We start from the raw sequence: 19,030 nt of genomic DNA, 5'->3' as shown, positions 1-19,030 counted from the left end.
CAGCACGAGTTAATTTCAAAACCTCTCGTCATAAAATAGATTGAAAGCGCCTCTATTGTGAGGCGCTTTTTGTTTATAGGTTACTGGTTCTGTGAGCGCGCAGAGTCTACATGTTCTCTTCCGCGAACTCAGCCAGTCGGCTACGCACCACACCATTGAGGTGGATGTTGGCACTGCCTTCGAAGTTTTTAAAACGCTCGACCATGTAGGTGAGCCCCGAGGTCACAGGAGTTAGGTAGGAAGAATCTATCTGCGCTAGGTTTCCTGAGCAGACGATCTTGGTCCCTTCACCACAACGGGTGATGATGGTTTTGATTTGTGAAGCGGTGAGGTTCTGACACTCATCCAAAAGCACAAACGCATTCTGAATTGAACGACCACGCATAAAGTTAATCGATTTGAACTGGATGTTGGCTTTATCACAGATGTACTTCATCGAGCCTTCTGTACAGTGATCATTCTTGTGCAGCGCTTCCAGTGTATCGGTCACTGCAGCTAACCAAGGCAACATCTTCTCTTCCTCTGTACCCGGAAGAAACCCTATCGACTCACCTATATCTGGTGTGTTTCGGGTTACGATGATCTTATCGAACTGTTTACGTTCAATGGTTTGTTCAAGTGCAGCAGCCATGGCTAACAGTGTCTTACCACTCCCCGCTGCGCCTGTAAGAATCACCAGATCAATATCAGGGTCGAGCAGGGCATCGATCGCCATACCTTGGTATACGTTTTTGGGTGTGATGTCCCATGCTCTGCGATTCATTAGTCTTTCGCGACTGAGGTCTCTTAGTGTAATTCTTTCAGTTTCAATCTCTTCGACTCGAGCGGCAAAGTCACTTTCTTCGTCAATCACATACTGGTTGAGAAAGGTTGGCTCGAACGGCGCTCTTGCTAAGGTGTGCAGCGTCTTTCCGCCTAAACTTCTGCTCTCGACATTATCGATACCATCCCAAAATGAGCCTTCCAGTTGTTGGAAGCCTTTGGTGAGGTATTGGATATCATCAATCAATTGGTCGGTTTGATAGTCTTCAACAAAACGGACACCGGCGCCTTTGGCTCGTAAACGCATGTTGATGTCTTTGGTGATAAGAACCACTTCGCGTGGCGCGCGTTTATTTTGAAGATAGAGGACTGCGTTGAGGATTCGGTTATCGCCAGCTTTGTCATCGGCGAAGGCTTTGATGCTTTCTTGAAGTTCGTAGTCAGCGAGTATTGAAATACTGCCAGATGCGTTTATGTCTTTAGAAAAAGGGATGCCTTCCGATATTTGGTCTGGTGTGGCTTCCCTGAATAAGTCTTCGAGCGTTCGAATCGCAATTCTCGCATCTCGAGCAACATCTCTTTTACTGTCTTTGATTCTGTCGAGTTCTTCTAGCACTGTCATTGGGATAACGACATCGTGCTCTTGGAAAGAAAATATAGCGAAGGGTTCGTGAAGTAGGATATTGGTGTCTAAAACAAATAGCTTCCGGTTGGTCTCGCCCATAGCATCTCCTTGCCGACGTGCGGCTTGCCTTGCATTCATTGAACGTAGATTAAGCTCATATAAAGGTTAGTATCTGATTCTAGTGATAGTCAACAACTCACCTAAACTTCATTTGAGAGCTGCATTCTGCTCTCCATAGAATAACCATGATTTTTTGACAGTTTGATTGCACTTATGAAAACAGAAAAAAAGTATGAAATCGTCTCCTTTAGGCGTGACCTAAATCACAGCATCGAGTAAGATTAGCGACCTTTTTCTGCACCATTTTCTCAAGATATTTATTATTAAGAGCGCACTTAAAAAGTGGCTGCAAACTAGGCATTTTTGGCTATATTTTTAGTTCAAGAGCAATAACGTTCTTGTTTGAAATTGCAGTTAGAAAGACCAAATTCCAACTATAAGATTGAGGTAGTCGATTCATGACATTTGCTTTGGGGCAACGCTGGATAAGCGATACGGAGAGCGATTTAGGTTTAGGTACCGTTGTAGCAATGGATGCTCGCACAGTAACAGTAATGTTTGCTGCGTCAGAAGAAAACCGCGTCTATGCACGCACAGATGCTCCCGTAACCCGAGTGGCGTTCAATGTAGGCGATGTCATCGAATGCCAAGAAGGTTGGTCTTTATCTGTTGAAGAAGTTATCGAAGATAAAGGGCTACTGACTTATTTGGGTACTCGTGAAGATACTCAAGAGACAGAGGTGACTCTGCGTGAAATCTTTTTAAGTAACCAGATCCGCTTTAACAAGCCACAAGATAAGCTGTACGCAGGTCAAATCGACCGTATGGATAACTTTGTGTTGCGCTACCGTGCTTTAAGCAACCAATACCAACAACATAAGAGCCCAATGCGCGGCTTGTGTGGTATGCGTGCGGGCCTGATTCCTCACCAATTGTACATTGCTCATGAAGTCGGTCGTCGTCACGCTCCGCGCGTTTTACTGGCTGATGAAGTTGGCCTAGGTAAAACCATAGAAGCGGGCATGATCATCCACCAACAGGTGTTGTCTGGCCGTGCTGAACGTATTCTGATTGTGGTTCCTGAAACTCTACAACACCAGTGGTTAGTAGAGATGATGCGCCGTTTCAACCTGCACTTCTCTATCTTTGATGAAGAGCGTTGCATAGAATCTTTCGCAGAATCAGATAATCCATTCGATACACAGCAATACGTTTTGTGTTCTTTGGATTTCCTACGCAAGAGCCGCAAGCGCTACGAGCAAGCACTTGAAGGTGAGTGGGATTTGTTGGTTGTCGATGAAGCGCACCACCTTGAGTGGAGCCAAGACAAACCGAGCCGCGAATACCAAGTGGTTGAAGGATTAGCTGAAAACACATCTGGCGTATTACTACTGACAGCGACCCCTGAACAGCTTGGTCGTGAGAGTCACTTTGCGCGTCTGCGTCTGCTTGATCCTGATCGCTTCTACGATTACGAAGCATTCGTTGAAGAAGAAGACCAATACGCGCCAGTTGCTGATGCTGTAAAGGCATTGTTCTCTGGCGTGAAGCTTGAAAATAGCGCGAAGAACCAGATCACAGAGCTTCTGTCTGAGCAAGATGTTGAGCCTCTATTCCGCGTGATTGAAGGCGATAGCAGCGAAGAAGAGCAAGCCTTAGCTCGCCAAGAACTGATTGATAACCTTATGGATCGCCATGGTACTGGCCGTGTTCTTTTTAGAAATACACGAGCTGCAATCAAAGGCTTCCCTAAGCGTAATGTAAACCTACTGCCGATGGACATTCCAACGCAGTACACAACCTCGATGCGTGTATCGGGCATGATCGGTGGCAAGATGGCGCCAGAAGCTCGAGCGATGAAGATGTTGTATCCAGAAGAGATCTTCCAAGAATTTGAAGGTGAAGATTCAAGCTGGTGGCAGTTCGATTCACGTGTGAACTGGTTGATTGAAAAAATCCAAGACAAGCGCAGCGAAAAGATCCTAGTGATCGCTTCTCGAGCAAGTACTGCTTTGCAATTAGAGCAAGCACTGCGTGAGCGTGAAGGCGTGCGTGCAACGGTATTCCACGAAGGCATGTCGATTCTAGAGCGTGATAAAGCTGCGGCTTATTTTGCTCAAGAAGAGGGCGGCGCTCAGGTTCTTATCTGTAGCGAAATCGGTTCTGAAGGTCGTAACTTCCAGTTTGCTAACCAGTTAGTGATGTTCGATCTTCCGTTTAACCCGGATTTGCTTGAACAACGTATTGGTCGTTTGGACCGTATCGGTCAACTTCGAGATATCGACATTCATGTCCCTTACCTAAAAGGCACATCGCAAGCGATTCTAGCGCGTTGGTTCGATGAAGGTTTGAATGCATTCGCAGAGACTTGTCCTACTGGTCGCACGGTTTACGATAAGTATTCTGATGTACTGATCGAAATGCTGGCTTCTGGTAACACTGAGCAGCTTGATGAAGTGATTGAAGAGTCAGCGAAGCTCAATCAAAGCCTGAAATCGGATCTAGAAAAAGGCCGAGATCGCCTACTAGAGATGCATTCAAATGGTGGCGATAAAGCCCATGAGATTGCAGAGAAAATTGCTTCTACCGATGGTGATACTAACCTAGTTTCTTTTGCACTGAGCCTGTTTGACACCATTGGTCTGAACCAAGATGACAAGGGTGAAAATGCACTAGTTGTGACACCTTCTGAACACATGATGGTGCCAAGCTACCCAGGCTTACCTTATGAAGGTGCAACGATTACGTTTGACCGTGAAACCGCGCTTTCTCGTGAAGACATGAATTTTATTAGCTGGGAACACCCAATGATTCAGGGCGGTATTGATCTGCTATTGAGTGAAGGTGTGGGTGCGTCTGCGGTATCTCTACTGAAGAACAAAGCGCTGCCAGTCGGTACGATTCTACTTGAGTTGGTTTACCTTGTTGATGCACAAGCGCCAAAGCGCAGCGGTATCAGCCAGTTCCTGCCTAAGACGCCGATTCGCTTGATGATGGATGGTCGTGGTAACGATTTATCTGCTCAGGTTGAATTCGATAGCTTTAACCGTCAACTAAGCCCGGTAAACCGTCATTTAGCGAGCAAGCTAGTGAACTCGGTACAAGGTGAGATTCACAAGCTAATCGAAGCAGGTGAGACGCATGTACTGCCGAAGGTTGAAGAAGTTCGTCAACAAGCTCAGAAAGATATGCAAACTAACTTGAACGGTGAGCTAGAACGCCTACAAGCGCTTAAAGCGGTTAATCCTAACATTCGTGATGAAGAACTGGAGGTTATCGAAGCTCAAATCAATGAACTGACAGGTTACATCAGCAAGGCTCAGGTTCAGCTTGATTCGCTACGTTTGATTGTGGTTTCTCACAACTAGTTTTGAATTAGCTAAATGCTTTAACGAAATAAGGCCTTCATTACGAAGGCCTTATTTGTATCTGTAGTTTGGTTAAACTGTAGCTTGGTTAAAGCTTAGCGCTCGACTATATTCCTATCGAGTGATCAATCGCGAAATGAAGTAAAAAATCAAAACTTCCTTAGTAGTTAGAGGCTCTAATGGCGTTAGAACAGTACACACCACCACGAGAACCGTGGACTGATATTGTCTATCAAGATGATGATATTCTTGTGGTGAACAAGCCAGCAGGCCTACTTTCGGTGCCGGGGAGGCTGTCAGAGCACTACGACAGTATGTGGAGCCGGTTGGTTGTCGAATTTCCGGAGGTTCAAGTTGTGCATCGGTTGGATATGTCGACATCGGGTTTGATGTTGCTCGCTAAACACAAGCAAGCTGAGCGTCATTTGAAGAAGCAATTTCAATATCGACTGACACACAAACTTTATTACGCACGAGTGTGGGGTTCAGTGGAAGACAAAGAAGGTTTGATTGATCTTCCTCTTATTTGCGACTGGCCGAATCGTCCTAGACAGAAAGTGTGTTTCGACGAGGGTAAACCATCTCAGACTCGCTATGTGGTTGAGCAACAAGAGGCTCAAACGACCTTATTGAAGCTACTGCCTATCACCGGCCGCTCTCATCAGTTGCGTGTGCATTGTATGGAAATAGGGAATCCAATTGTGGGCGACGAGTTTTACGCAACGCCTGAAGCTTTTGAGTATAGCGATCGGCTAGCTTTACATGCGTGTGAACTGAGCTTCTATCATCCAGCGAACAACCAACTGTTCAAAGCCTTTGTCCCTTGTGATTTTTACCCTCAAGCATCGCCACAAATCGAGCAGCACTTTGAAATTGCGCCAGAGCTTCCAGACTACAGTAAGCTAAAAGCTTAGAATGGTGCCATCAATACCAATGCAAGGACGTACAATGCCGAAGTTGAAAGTGGTCTTTCTCGACAGAGCTACCATCCCATCTCAAATACATTTAAAACCCCTTAGCTTTGAGCATCAGTGGGTGGAGTATGACTTCACTTCGCCAGAACAAGTGTCTGAACGAATAGAAGGCGCTGATGTGGTTATTACCAACAAGGTCGTGCTTAACGAATCGAATTTGGCTCAAGCACAACAACTTAAGCTAATAGCTGTTTCAGCAACGGGTGTGAACAATGTCGATGTTGGCTACTGTAAGGGTAACAATATCGCAGTGGCTAACGTACAGGGCTATGCGACTCAATCGGTACCTGAACACGTTATCGCTATGTTGTTTGCGTTAAAACGAAATCTCGTTGGTTATCATCAAGACATCGAAGCCGGCGAGTGGCAAAAGGATCAACAATTCTGCTTCTTTACTCATCCGATTCAAGATGTTGCAGGCAGTACATTAGGCTTAATCGGTAGTGGTGGCTTAGGACAAGCAACAGCGATATTGGCTAAAGCAATTGGTATGAATGTCATCTTTGCTGAGCGTAAAGGGGCTGATTCTTGTCGAGAAGGGTATCTACCTTTTGATACGGTGTTACAGCAAGCGGATGCGATCAGCTTACATTGTCCATTAACTGAAGCGACTCGAAATCTGATTTCAGAGCGAGAGCTAACCATGATGAAATCAAGTGCGGTATTAATTAATGCTGGCCGTGGTGGACTTGTCGATGAGCAGGCCTTAGTTGAAGCTTTGAAAAGTAATGAGATTGCAGGTGCGGGCATGGATGTGTTTACACAAGAACCTGCAGATAATTCGAATCCACTATTGGCTAACAGCCACTTACCTAATTTACTGCTAACACCACATGTGGCGTGGGGCAGCGACAGTTCAATTCAAAAACTGTCTGATATCTTAATCGATAATATTGATGGGTTTGTTGCAGGTAATCCGCAGAACTTAGTGAGTTGATTGGAAGTATTTAATGGTGCAAGCACAAAATCTAAAAAGGTTGGCTTTTAGGCCAACCTTTTTAGATTTAGATCGTTGTGTCGATTAAGTGATTTAGCCTTGCGGCTTAACTACCAATACATTGATTGGTGAGTTCTGAACCACTTTGCTTGCAACAGAACCAAGTACAACCTTGTCGATTTTTGAACGCTTATGACTAGGCATCACGATAAGATCTGCCCCTAGTTTTTCTGCGCAATCAAGAATCGTTGTGTAGGTCTTGCCTTCGGCAACGTGAACTTTATAGATCACATCATCGTCGATATGCTTATCAGCAAATTCTTTCAGCTGATTTTTAACATCAAGCTTCATTTGGTTTGCTGCATCTTTCGGGAAGTAAGACGCTACCATCGACATGTGGATGCCCGGTAATACGTTCAGAATGTGGATCTCAGCATTACTGTGTTTCGCGTGCCATACCGCTAGCTCGACCGCTTTATCAGAAAAGCCTTTGTCGTTCAGATCAACGGGAACAAGGATTTGTCTATACATGTATTCGTCTCTTTTTGAGCAGCGCCGAGTACATACCAAGCGCTGTAATTATCTTTTCCATGTAGTAAAAAGCCAAATAGAGTAGAGCGCTATTTGGCTCTATCCATTACGCGCTAATCTCATCCTTACGAGCACGCCTTCTTTGGTTCATCGCTAAACCAATCAAAATTAATAGGGCAGGTAAGAATACCCACTCTTTCATTGGTCGTTCTGCATCTTGGATAACGGATTTAATTTCCCAATCAAAGTCAATGCCAGCAGCTTCAGCAGGGCTACCAAACTCAACCATATCAACAATCATCTTATCGTCAGCTTGGGTCAGCATTAGGCCCATTGAAGCAATGCGGTCTTCACTTGTTGTCGCAGAATCTTCAAACGGAAGGCGAACTGTTATCTCAGAATAGTTACCTTCTAAGTTTTCGCCACCGACTCTCAATTCAAGTGATTGTCCCACAGATAGATTTTCTGTGATTTGAGCGATCTCAACTCCAGGTGAAAGAACTTTCTCTGGATAAATCATGTCCCACCAGAAGCCAGGGCGGAAGAAAGAGAAGGTCAGAACGATAAGCAGTATAGTTTCCCACCACTTGTTCTTAGTGAACCACCAACCTTGTGTCGCTGCTGCAAAGATAAGTACCGCAGTAACTGAAGAGAAAATCGTCAGTGCTAAGTGCCACCAAGAATCAATGCCCATCAACAGTAGTTGGGTGTTGAAGATGAACATGAACGGCAATATCGCGGTCCGGATATCGTAGGTAAAACCTTGAATACCGGTACGAATCGGGTCTGATTTAGCAATCGCAGCGGCCGCAAATGCAGCCAAACCTACCGGAGGTGTATCGTCCGCAAGAATACCGAAGTAGAACACGAATAAGTGAACCGCAATCAGTGGAATGATCAAGCCGTGCGCTGCACCTAAGGTAACAATTACTGGTGCCATCAATGTTGATACAACGATGTAGTTCGCCGTTGTTGGCAAGCCCATACCTAAGATCAAGCTGATTACCGCAGTGAATAACAACATTAGAATGATGCTACCGCCTGAGATGAACTCAACAAAATCGGTCATTACAAGGCCGATACCTGTCAGCGTTACCACGCCTACAACCGTACCTGCTGCAGCTGTCGCTACACCGATACCGATCATGTTACGTGCGCCTGAAACTAAGCTCTCTGCTAGATCAACGAAGCCTGCTTTTGTTTGTTCTGCGAGATCGTCTGATTTGTTCATCAGAGTCATTAAAGGACGCTGCGTGATCAAAATGAAGATCATGAACACGGTCGCCCAGAATGCCGATAGACCTGGAGAGAAACGTTCAACCGTTAAACACCAAACTAGAACTACGATAGGCAGTAGGAAGTGAAGGCCAGACTTAATCGTTGGGCCTGGATCAGGTACTTCTGTTAGGTTCTCGTCGATTTCCATTCCACCTTCAGCTGCGTATTTAGCAGAAACACGAACCAGAGCGACATAAGAGACTAATAGAGCAACAGTCACAATTGGTGTGGCTGCAGCGCCAAAGACATCTTTTGTCCAGCCGACACCGTAGTAAACCGCAGCACTGATGACGCATAGGCCTAAGATAGTACCAGTGAAAGAGAGTAGGCTTTGCACGATAGTTGGTGTGTGACGACGAGGTAAGCCCGTCATACCTGCTTTACATGCCTCTAAGTGAACAATGTAAATCAGGGCGATGTAAGAGATCAGAGCGGGCAGTAGTGCTGCTTTGATTACTTCTACGTAAGAGATGCCCACGTACTCAACCATCAAGAATGCTGCTGCACCCATGATCGGTGGTGTTAATTGACCATTGGTTGAAGCTGCGACTTCTACTGCACCCGCTTTTGTTCCCGGGAAACCAACACGCTTCATTAGCGGGATAGTAAAGGTACCTGTGGTAACTACGTTAGCAATCGAAGAACCTGATACCAGACCAGATAAACCAGATGCTACAACGGCTGCTTTCGCTGGGCCGCCCTTCATGTGGCCAAGCAGAGAGAATGCCACTTTGATGAAGTAAGCACCCGCGCCAGCACGCTCAAGCATTGCACCAAACAGTACAAACAAGAATACGAATGACGTTGATACGCCAAGAGCAACACCGAACACACCTTCTGTTGTTAACCACAGATGCGACATTGCCTTGTTCAGGCTCGCACCTTTGTGGGCAATAACGTCTGGCATGTGAGGGCCACCAAAGGTGTAAAGTAGGAAGACTGCTGCCACAACCATAAGAGGTGGACCTAAAGCGCGTCGTGTTGCTTCAAGCAGTAGAACCATACCGAATACCGCTGCAACAATATCAAACGTTGTTGGAGCGCCTGAACGTTCAGCGAGTTGAGTATAGAAAATATAGATATAAGAAGCTGAAAAGCTACCTACAAGCGCTAATATCCAGTCGACGGCTGGGATGCGATCCCTAGGCGAATTCTTCATGGCTGGATAAGCGGTAAAGGCTAGGAAAATAGCAAACGTAAGGTGAATTGCTCGAGCTTCAGTGTCGTTTAAAATTGCGAAGTTAAAAATGAATGGCAGCGGAGATGCATACCAAAGTTGGAACAGTGACCAACATAGAGGCACAAACCATAAAATACGGCCTTGGATACCACGAGGGCTACGCGCACCAGTATCTGATTGTGCCACCATTTCTTGCACATCTGGAGACGGTGATGTTGTCTGCGTCATGTACTTTATCCTTATTATTGATGGTCTGCCTTTTGTTACGAACAACTAAACGTGATTTCTTTCCTATCTAGTGTAGTGAATGGATAGAGAAATGCGTTCTTTGTTCGTCTTTGTCTTAGGCTTGATACGAAGGTAAGTCCTCCAAATTGGAGAAACTTAAAGGGTTGTTCTTTTCACTTAAATTATTTTTATAAAACGTGAAAAGCCAATAAGGAGGACTAGCCTCCTTATTGGTTTAGTAGGCTTAAAGTAGAGTTACTTTAGAAGACCTACTTCTTTGTAGTATTTTGCGGCACCTGGGTGAAGAGGGATAGAGATACCCGCTTTAACCATGTCTTCTTTTTTCAGGTTAGCAAATGCTGGGTGCAGACGTTTGAATGTTGCGAAGTTTTCAAATACTGCTTTAGCAACGTTGTATGCTACTTCATCCGAAACGTCTGAAGTTGTTACCATAGTTGCAGCAACACCGAAGCTATTTACGTCAGCATCTGTACCGCGGTACATACCAGCAGGTACTGTGCTGTATGCGTAGTATGGGTTTTCAGCTACGATCTTGTCGATCTGTGGACCTGTTGCAGAAACCAGTTTTGCATCACAAGACGTTGTCGCTTCTTTAATTGATCCGTTCGGGTGACCAACCATGTAAATGAATGCATCAATCTTGTTATCACAAAGTGCTTGTGAACGCTCAGAACCTTTCAGTTCAGAAGCAAGCTTGAAGCTATCGTTAGTCCAGCCCATAGAGTCCATTACAACACCCATCGTTGCACGGTCGCCAGAACCAGGGTTACCAATGTTGACACGCTTACCAGCTAGGTCTGAAACATTGTTAATACCTGCATCGGTGCGAGCGATGATGTTGAACGGTTCTGTATGTAGAGAGAACATAGCACGAAGTTTCTTGTATTCGCCTTGGTCTTTGAACTTACTTGTACCGTTGTAGCCGTGGTATTGCCAGTCCGATTGAACAACACCGAAATCTAGTTCACCAGCACGGATGGTATTAACGTTGTAGATTGAACCGCCAGTAGACTCGACAGAACAACGAATGTTGTGGTCTTTACGGCCTTTGTTCACTAGCTTACAAATTGCACCACCAGTCGGGTAATAAACACCCGTTACTGAACCAGTACCAATTGTGATGAACTCTTGAGCGTTAACTGCGCCAGCGCCCATTACAGCAGCTGCAATAGCCCCAACTTTAATCAGTTTGGTAAATGCCATGAATTTCCCTTCCTTTATTCATTATTAACCCTGAAACAAGTGTAGTCGTTTCTGGAGTTTCCTATTTGGAAACGGCACCTTTTTCAATCCATGTGATGAAAAAGTGGCTGAATAATATCAAAAATTGGCAGAAAATTACTCAAATGTTAAAAGATATAGCGAAAAAATCTAACAAATGACGGTTGGATCTCGTGTTTGATTTGCTATTGAGTTTTTTAAAATCAATGAGTTAGTGATTTTTGGGAGAGGCGGGATAGATATCTTAGGATGTGATTTGGATCACGAACTAAATAGGTGTTTGTGATCCAATAGTAATGGCTGATAGTTATGAAACTGTGAGCAATTATCCTGCGTATTCAAACAGTTCGCATACAGAATCGAACAGTTGCTTAGTGGTAACTGATAAGGTTGGAGTAATGAAGATAGTATCATCTCCAGCAACTACCCCCAGTATGCCTTCTGACTTACCTAATGAATCTAATAAGCGAGCAATAAGCTGCGCGGCACCAGGGCCAGTGTGTATCACAACCAATGCATTGTTGTGGTCAATATCTAACACTAACTCTCTTAAAGAGCTTGAAACCGTCGGAACACCAAGTTCAGCAGGAAGACAGTAAACCATCTCCATTTTTGCATTGCGTGTTCGCACTGCGCCAAACTTAGTTAACATACGCGAAACTTTAGATTGGTTGATACTTTCAAAGCCTTCATGCTTCAGGGCATCGACAATCTCGCCTTGCGAACCAAAACGTTCTTCTTTTAGTAGTGATTTAAAAGCTCGAACTAAGTTGTCTTGTTTTTCTGTATTGCGCATATGTCATTCTTATTCATTAACAAAGATGTTTGCATATTCTCGCATACATATTCAGTTCTCGCCAAAATATCACGGTAATTTGTTAGTCATATCACTGTAAAAATTTAATAGGATAATGTGTTATTTAAGACGAGTTGTTTTGTCATTTCAAATGATTATCGCCATAATGCGAACTTGCTGTGTAGCACGGTTTTATTGACTTGCGCGAAGTCGCAAAGCTAGCGTTAATTGATTGTAATCACTTTGTGATTAATATAGTTTTTTAGCGATAATTTAGCTTTTTAGCCTTAATTTAGCTCAAGAATTACCCTACAAAGAATCTATAAGAGAAAGCTCTCAAGGAGAATAACAATGAAAGTAGCTGTTATTGGTGCCGCTGGTGGCATCGGTCAAGCCCTAGCCCTACTACTAAAGAACCGCCTGCCTGCTGGTTCAGATCTTGCACTTTACGACATCGCTCCGGTAACCCCGGGGGTTGCTGCCGATCTTAGCCATATCCCAACGCCTGTTTCGATCAAAGGTTACGCGGGTGAAGATCCAACTCCAGCACTTGAAGGTGCGGATGTTGTGCTTATTTCTGCGGGTGTTGCTCGTAAACCTGGTATGGATCGTGCGGATCTTTTCAATGTGAACGCTGGCATTGTTAAGTCTCTAGCTGAAAAAATTGCCGTTACTTGTCCTACTGCTTGTGTTGGTATCATTACTAACCCAGTAAATACAACAGTGCCAATCGCTGCTGAAGTACTTAAGAAAGCGGGCGTTTACGACAAGCGTCGTTTATTCGGTATTACTACTCTTGATGTCATTCGTTCTGAAACGTTCGTTGCTGAACTGAAAGATAAAGATCCAGGCGACATTCGTGTTCCTGTTATCGGTGGTCACTCAGGTGTAACGATCCTTCCTCTGCTTTCTCAAGTTGAAGGTGTTGAGTTTACTGACGAAGAAATCGCAGCGCTAACAACTCGCATCCAAAACGCGGGTACTGAAGTAGTAGAAGCTAAAGCGGGTGGCGGTAGTGCGACTCTATCTATGGGGCAAGCGGCTTGTCGCTTCGGTCTTGCTCTAGTGAAAGCACTTCAAGGCGAAGAGAACGTGATTGAGTGTGCCTACGTTGAAGGTGAAGGCGAGCACGCACCATTCTTCGCACAACCAGTTAAACTTGGCAAAGAAGGCGCTGAAGCGATTCTTAGCTACGGTGAACTGAGCGATTTCGAACGCAATGCACTAGACAGCATGCTAGAAACGCTAAATGGCGATATTGAGATTGGTGTTGAATTCGCTAAATAAGCGATAGATAACTGAACTCTGCTAAAACGACAGTTAACGAAAGCCGATCATTGCGATCGGCTTTTTTGATCCTTGTATTCAACCCACTCGTAATCTTTTTCTAACCACGAAGAATTAGGGTATTGAACTATGACTAGAGTACAAAAAGGAATGAATGTTAACTACCTAGGTCGCTTGGGCAAGATATTGGTTATCGATGAGCAAGAGCAGTTCGCGTTGTTTGAGTCTTACAATAGTCATAAACAATATGCGGTTCCATTGGAAGAACTTGAAGAGATCGAAGCGCAATTACCTCTATCGTTAGAATCGAGTCGTTATTGAGACCCAGAGTATTATCTAGCAGGATCAAAAAAAGAGCCAACAGGCTCTTTTTTGTATAGCTGTCTACTTACTGCTTAGCCTCTATTTACTTGCTACGTTTTACTGCAAGGTGAGCTAGCGTAGTTAAAGCCTGCTTGTATTCTGACTCAGGAAGAATAGAAAGCTCAGCAATAGCTTTATCAGCTTCTTCATAGGCTTTATTGGTCGTGTACTCTAACGAGCCTGTCTCTTTCATGACAGACATGATGTCGTCGAGACGTTCCATACCATTGGCTTTTTCAATCGCTTCACGAATCATGCTCGCTTGGTCTGGCGAGCCATTATGCATAGCGTAAAGTAATGGTAACGTCGGTTTGCCTTCTGCTAAGTCATCACCAACATTTTTACCCATCTCTTTACCATCAGCGGTGTAGTCCATCACATCATCAATAAGCTGGAATGCTGTTCCTAGGTACTTACCGTAGTTTTGCATCGCAGTTTCGATCTCAGGTGAAGACTCTGTAAGAATTGCGCCGATTTGGGTTGCGGCTTCAAACAAACGAGCGGTCTTTGAATAGATCACCTGCATGTAGCTTTCTTCTGTGGTGTCTGGGTTATTACAGTTCATCAATTGTTGAACTTCACCCTCGGCAATCACATTTACTGATTCGCTCATTAGCTCAAGGATCCTTAAAGATCCAAGCGTCGTCATCATCTGGAATGAGCGGGTGTAAATAAAATCACCAACCAAAACGCTAGCTGCATTACCAAAAGCCGCATTCGCTGTAGCTTTGCCACGTCGCATGTCTGATTCGTCGACAACATCGTCATGAAGCAGTGTTGCTGTGTGGATAAACTCAATAAAAGCGGCTGAGGTGATGTGAGCTTCACCTTGGTAACCAAGTGCACGAGCTGATAAAAGAGCAAGCAAAGGGCGTAGGCGTTTGCCACCACCGCTAACGATATAAAAACCAAGCTGGTTGATTAAACTTACGTCAGAATTAAGTTGGGCTTGAATTGTTTCATTCACTTTTGCCATATCATTGGCAGTAAGCGTTTGGATAGCTTTAAAATCCATTGTTCATCCGGCTGAAGTTAGACCCTGTAAGGCTTATACGTTGTATTTAATTGTTGAATAATACACTAAAAAACGTTGATTAATACATCACTTAAAGGCATCATTGCCGCACTTTTCTTTGGCGAACATGTTTTCGCCAATATTTTAAAAATATGGCTTGTCATAGCGGCATGATTCCCGTAGAATCTGCGCCCTATTGATTAGTTTAGCGCACACCCGAGTTGTAGAATTAACAACCATAGGCTGTGCGGAAAAAGCGGAGTAAAATATGTACGCTGTTTTCCAATCTGGTGGCAAACAACACCGAGTAAGCGAAGGTCAAACACTTCGTTTAGAGAAATTAGACGTTGAAACTGGTGCAACTGTAGAATTTGATAAAGTTCTTCTTGTTGCTAACGGCGAAGAAATCGCTGTTGGTGCACCTCTTGTTGAAGGTGGCAAGGTTACTGCAGAAGTAGTACAACACGGTCGTGGCGATAAAGTAAAAATCGTTAAGTTCCGTCGTCGTAAGCACTCGCGTAAGCAAGCTGGTCACCGTCAGTGGTTCACAGAAGTGAAAATCACTGGCATTAACGCTTAAGTATTAGGAGAGTTTAACAATGGCACATAAAAAAGCTGGCGGTTCTACTAATAACGGCCGCGATTCAGAAAGCAAACGTCTTGGTGTTAAGCGTTTTGGTGGTGAATCTGTTCTTGCAGGTAACATCATCGTTCGTCAACGTGGTACTAAGTTCCACGCTGGCACAAACGTTGGCATCGGTAAAGACCATACTCTTTTCGCTCTTACTGAAGGTAAAGTGAAATTTGCAGTAAAAGGTCCTAAAAACCGTAAGTTTGTAAGCATCGAAGCTGAGTAATTTAATCTTTTATTAGATTATTTATACTAGCTTTCAAGCTGAATTCAAAAGCCCTGCCGATTCGGCAGGGTTTTTTATTTATAGCGAGAATAAAAAAGTAGACGCTCTGGCTTTAGTTTGAGAAGCAATTTGGTGTTTGATAAGCAGTTTAGTTTTGAGAAGCCGTTTGTTTTTTAAGAAACAGAAAGCAAAGAACCTCTCCTTATTTGTTCCTTGGTTGCAGATCGATCTAGATCTTAGGTGATCGATCTAAACACGGATCTGCTAGAATTTATATCACTCCTTGATGAGTGGTAACGCAACGTAAGTGCGGAGTTAAAAAATGAAATTCGTTGATGAAGCATCAGTAAAAATAGAAGCCGGTGATGGCGGTAATGGTACAGTAAGCTTTTGGCGCGAAAAATTCGTCGCTAAAGGTGGTCCTGACGGCGGTGATGGCGGTGATGGCGGTGATGTTTACATCCAAGCGGATGAGAACTTAAACACACTGATCGATTACCGTTTCCAACGTTTTTACAATGCAGAGCGTGGCGAAAATGGCCGCGGTGGTAACTGTACGGGTAAACGTGGTAAAGATATGACCATGAAAGTACCTGTAGGTACTCGTGCTGTTGATATCCACACTAATGAAATCGTTGCTGAAGTTGCTGAACATGGCAAAAAAGTAATGGTTGGTAAAGGTGGTTGGCACGGTCTTGGTAACACGCGTTTTAAGTCGTCGGTTAACCGTGCTCCTCGTCAAAAGACAATGGGTACTAAAGGTGAAGTTCGCGAACTGCGTTTAGAGCTTCTTCTATTAGCGGATGTTGGTATGCTTGGCTTGCCAAACGCTGGTAAATCTACTTTTATTCGCTCAGTATCTGCTGCGAAACCAAAAGTGGCTGATTACCCGTTTACCACGCTAATCCCTAGCTTAGGTGTGGTAAGTGTTGTCCCTGAGAAGAGTTTCGTCGTTGCCGATATCCCTGGCTTGATCGAAGGCGCAGCTGATGGCGCTGGTCTTGGTATTCGTTTCTTGAAGCACCTTGAGCGTTGTCGCGTTCTTCTGCATATGATCGATATTTTGCCGATCGATGGTTCTGATCCTATTCAGAATGCACTGACGATCATTGACGAGCTTGAGCAATACAGCGAAAAAGTGGCACAGAAACCTCGTTGGTTAGTGTTCAATAAAGTTGACCTAATGCCTGAAGAAGAAGCTGACGAAAAGATTCAAGAAATCGTCGAAGCTTTAGGTTGGGAAGGCGAGTACTTTAAGATCTCTGCTGTAAACAAGATCGGTACCAAAGATCTTTGCTTTAAACTGGGTGAGTTCATGGAGAACCTACCTCGTGAAGTTGAAGCAATTGAAGAAGAAGAAAAAGTTAACTTTATGTGGGATGACTACCATAAAGATGCGATGGCCGGTAAGAATGTCGTGACTGAAGATGACGACGACTGGGATGATTGGGATGACGAAGAAGATGACGGTCATGTTATCTATGTTCGTGATTAATAATCCTCGTAGTTTCTTATAAGCACTTTGGTCGCTTTTTCTAAGATACGCTGATAGTTTTATTAAACCGCAATGAAAATTGCGGTTTTTTTGTATCTAAATCATGACGTCTTGCTGTTTTTTATGCAAAATTTATCTTTAGATAATTAACGCCTATGGGAAGGAAATCATGGCATCAAAGCAAAGAGCGATCTCAAGGTTAGTCGCTCAATCAGGACAAATGTTATTGGCACACGGCGCCGAGAGCACATTGGTCGGTGACATTATGCGCCGTATCGGTATTGCTTGTGGGGTGAATGAAGTTGAAGTTGCACTGTCAGCCAATGCGTTGGTTGTGACAACGGTAATGGATGATCATTGCATAACGACGACTCGAAGTTGTGCTGATCGTGGCATTAATATGCAGGTTATCACCGAGATTCAACGCGTGTGTATCATGATGGAGAAAGGGATTCTTGATTATGATTTAGCTTATAAGAAGATCCAAGGGATCAGTCCCGAACGCTACAACCGTTGGTTAGTTGTCGTAATGATAGGGCTATCGTGTGCTTCTTTTAGCCGTCTTGCTGGCGGAGATTGGCATGTCTTTATGATGACGTTTATAGCTTCGGCTTGCGGTATGATCGTGAGACAAGAGATTGGTCATCGCCATTTCAATCCGTTATTAAATTTCGCTATTACCGCTTTTGTCACCACCACCATTTCAGCTCAGGCAGTGCTCTACAATATTGGTGGTCAACCCACTATCGTGATGGCTTCGTCAGTATTGATGCTAGTGCCCGGTTTCCCTTTAATTAACTCTGTTGCGGATATGCTTAAAGGCCATATCAATATGGGGCTCGCACGCTTTACCATGGCTAGTTTATTAACGTTGGCAACAAGCTTAGGCATTGTTGCTGCGATGAGCCTTTCAGACGTGTGGGGGTGGGTAAGCCAATGACTATCTTTGAATTATTGGTAGGCCTTCTGAACGATATGTTTTTTGCTGCCATACCTGCCGTCGGCTTTGCATTAGTTTTTAACGTACCACAACGAGCGTTGATCTACTGTGCTCTCGGAGGATCCATTGGCCACGGTAGCCGTTATTTAATGATGCATTTCGGCATTCCCATTGAATGGGCGACGTTCTTCGCGGCGACCATCGTCGGGATGATCGGGGTTCATTGGTCACATAAACTGTTGGCGCACCCAAAGGTATTTACCGTCGCCGCTTTGATTCCGATGGTTCCTGGAGTCTTTGCGTTCAAAGCGATGATCGCTATGGTAGAAATCAACAGAGCAGGGTATAACCCAGAGTTGCTCGCCATGTTGATGGAGAACTTCTTAAAATCGATGTTCATTATCGCGGGGCTAGCGGTTGGCTTGGCGGTGCCTGGGCTGTTATTCTACCGTCGTAGACCTATCGTCTAGCTTCAATTTTATTTTCGGGTAAGGACAGGACTTTCTATTTATGATCATCAGTATGATAGCGGCAATGGCAAACAACCGTGTAATTGGCAAAGATAATCAGATGCCATGGCATTTACCTGCAGATTTCGCATGGTTTAAACGCTCAACGATGGGTAAACCGGTAGTGATGGGGCGTAAGACCTATGATTCGATTGGTCGCCCTTTACCTGGCCGATTAAATGTCGTAATCAGCCGCGATGAAAGTTTAGAAATAGAAGGTGTGACGACGGTAACGTCAATTGATCAAGCGTTAGAGCTAGTAAGCGATGTTGATGAAGTGATGATCATCGGTGGTGGTTCGATTTATGAAAGCTGTCTGCCTAAAGCGAACAAGCTCTATCTGACTTATATTGATTTTGATGTGGATGGCGACACGCAGTTCCCTAGTTGGGGAGAAGGTTGGAAGCAGAGCTTTAGTGAAACTTATCAAGCCGATGAGAAGAATAAACACAACATGGAGTTTGTGATTCTCGAGCGTTAAGCTCTGAAGTTAAAATCGTTTGCGTTACTGTAACAGTAACGCAAACTTCTCGTATCTCGTATCTCGTATCTCGTATCTCGTATCTCGTATCTCGTATCTCGT

General features: G+C 44.3%; 17 protein-coding genes. 11 read left to right on the top strand and 6 right to left on the bottom strand.

Annotated features, from left to right (window positions below; translation table 11 throughout):
- Positions 1-106 precede the first annotated feature (106 nt).
- The gene (locus tag ACED25_RS17375) at positions 107-1,486 is read right to left on the bottom strand and encodes a PhoH family protein (protein ID WP_371695762.1); all 1,380 of its coding nucleotides are present in this window, start codon (positions 1,484-1,486) and stop codon (positions 107-109) included.
- 419 nt (positions 1,487-1,905) lie between these two features.
- Between ACED25_RS17375 and rapA the strand changes: the two genes are divergently transcribed.
- The 3 genes from rapA (at position 1,906) to ACED25_RS17360 (ending at position 6,726) form a co-directional block, all read left to right on the top strand.
- Positions 1,906-4,815 (top strand): RNA polymerase-associated protein RapA, encoded by a 2,910-nt coding sequence (gene rapA, locus ACED25_RS17370; protein ID WP_371695761.1) that lies wholly within the window; start codon positions 1,906-1,908, stop codon positions 4,813-4,815.
- A 179-nt stretch (positions 4,816-4,994) separates the two neighbouring features.
- On the top strand, positions 4,995-5,729 hold the full coding sequence (gene rluA, locus ACED25_RS17365) for a bifunctional tRNA pseudouridine(32) synthase/23S rRNA pseudouridine(746) synthase RluA (RefSeq protein WP_269335443.1): 735 nt from the start codon (positions 4,995-4,997) through the stop codon (positions 5,727-5,729).
- 34 nt (positions 5,730-5,763) lie between these two features.
- Positions 5,764-6,726 carry a D-2-hydroxyacid dehydrogenase gene (locus ACED25_RS17360; RefSeq protein WP_371695760.1) on the top strand — a complete coding sequence of 321 codons (963 nt, stop codon included), beginning with the start codon at positions 5,764-5,766 and terminating at the stop codon, positions 6,724-6,726.
- A 93-nt stretch (positions 6,727-6,819) separates the two neighbouring features.
- Here the strand turns inward: ACED25_RS17360 and ACED25_RS17355 are convergent, their stop codons facing one another.
- From ACED25_RS17355 to argR, 4 genes are all read right to left on the bottom strand, one after another.
- Positions 6,820-7,257: a universal stress protein gene (locus ACED25_RS17355; RefSeq protein ID WP_029222921.1), complete on the bottom strand. Its 438-nt coding sequence runs from the start codon at positions 7,255-7,257 to the stop codon at positions 6,820-6,822.
- Positions 7,258-7,363: 106 nt separating this feature from the next.
- Entirely contained in the window at positions 7,364-9,943 is a 2,580-nt protein-coding gene (locus ACED25_RS17350; protein WP_371695759.1) for a TRAP transporter permease, read from the bottom strand.
- Between the two features lie 255 nt (positions 9,944-10,198).
- Complete coding sequence (locus ACED25_RS17345; protein WP_009847835.1) at positions 10,199-11,167, bottom strand: TAXI family TRAP transporter solute-binding subunit; 969 nt, start codon at positions 11,165-11,167, stop codon at positions 10,199-10,201.
- 343 nt (positions 11,168-11,510) lie between these two features.
- Complete coding sequence (gene argR, locus ACED25_RS17340) at positions 11,511-11,981, bottom strand: transcriptional regulator ArgR (RefSeq protein ID WP_004735909.1); 471 nt, start codon at positions 11,979-11,981, stop codon at positions 11,511-11,513.
- A gap of 351 nt (positions 11,982-12,332) precedes the next feature.
- Between argR and mdh the strand changes: the two genes are divergently transcribed.
- Positions 12,333-13,268: a malate dehydrogenase gene (gene mdh, locus ACED25_RS17335; protein WP_009847834.1), complete on the top strand. Its 936-nt coding sequence runs from the start codon at positions 12,333-12,335 to the stop codon at positions 13,266-13,268.
- Between the two features lie 129 nt (positions 13,269-13,397).
- Entirely contained in the window at positions 13,398-13,589 is a 192-nt protein-coding gene (locus tag ACED25_RS17330; protein WP_009847833.1) for a hypothetical protein, read from the top strand.
- 85 nt (positions 13,590-13,674) lie between these two features.
- Here the strand turns inward: ACED25_RS17330 and ispB are convergent, their stop codons facing one another.
- Positions 13,675-14,646: an octaprenyl diphosphate synthase gene (gene ispB, locus ACED25_RS17325; protein WP_012603158.1), complete on the bottom strand. Its 972-nt coding sequence runs from the start codon at positions 14,644-14,646 to the stop codon at positions 13,675-13,677.
- A gap of 268 nt (positions 14,647-14,914) precedes the next feature.
- On the opposite strand from ispB, the gene rplU reads away from it, so the two are divergent.
- The 6 genes from rplU (at position 14,915) to folA (ending at position 18,928) form a co-directional block, all read left to right on the top strand.
- The gene (gene rplU, locus ACED25_RS17320) at positions 14,915-15,226 is read left to right on the top strand and encodes a 50S ribosomal protein L21 (RefSeq protein WP_004740823.1); all 312 of its coding nucleotides are present in this window, start codon (positions 14,915-14,917) and stop codon (positions 15,224-15,226) included.
- A gap of 19 nt (positions 15,227-15,245) precedes the next feature.
- The gene (gene rpmA / locus ACED25_RS17315; protein WP_004735905.1) at positions 15,246-15,503 is read left to right on the top strand and encodes a 50S ribosomal protein L27; all 258 of its coding nucleotides are present in this window, start codon (positions 15,246-15,248) and stop codon (positions 15,501-15,503) included.
- Positions 15,504-15,825: 322 nt separating this feature from the next.
- Positions 15,826-16,998, top strand: coding sequence for an Obg family GTPase CgtA (gene cgtA, locus ACED25_RS17310; RefSeq protein WP_009847831.1), 1,173 nt, complete (start codon positions 15,826-15,828; stop codon positions 16,996-16,998).
- A gap of 169 nt (positions 16,999-17,167) precedes the next feature.
- The gene (locus ACED25_RS17305; RefSeq protein WP_371695758.1) at positions 17,168-17,938 is read left to right on the top strand and encodes a threonine/serine exporter family protein; all 771 of its coding nucleotides are present in this window, start codon (positions 17,168-17,170) and stop codon (positions 17,936-17,938) included.
- Positions 17,935-18,408 carry a threonine/serine exporter family protein gene (locus ACED25_RS17300; RefSeq protein ID WP_170213690.1) on the top strand — a complete coding sequence of 158 codons (474 nt, stop codon included), beginning with the start codon at positions 17,935-17,937 and terminating at the stop codon, positions 18,406-18,408. Before ACED25_RS17305 ends, ACED25_RS17300 begins: the two co-directional genes overlap by 4 nt.
- 40 nt (positions 18,409-18,448) lie before the next feature.
- On the top strand, positions 18,449-18,928 hold the full coding sequence (folA, locus tag ACED25_RS17295; protein WP_102579709.1) for a type 3 dihydrofolate reductase: 480 nt from the start codon (positions 18,449-18,451) through the stop codon (positions 18,926-18,928).
- Positions 18,929-19,030 lie beyond the last annotated feature (102 nt).

The sequence above is a fragment of the Vibrio sp. 1F263 genome, assembly GCF_041439035.1.
Lineage (GTDB): Bacteria > Pseudomonadota > Gammaproteobacteria > Enterobacterales > Vibrionaceae > Vibrio > Vibrio tasmaniensis_A.
The sequence above is the reverse complement of the archived record's forward strand: the minus strand, read 5'-3'. Positions and strand labels throughout refer to the sequence as shown.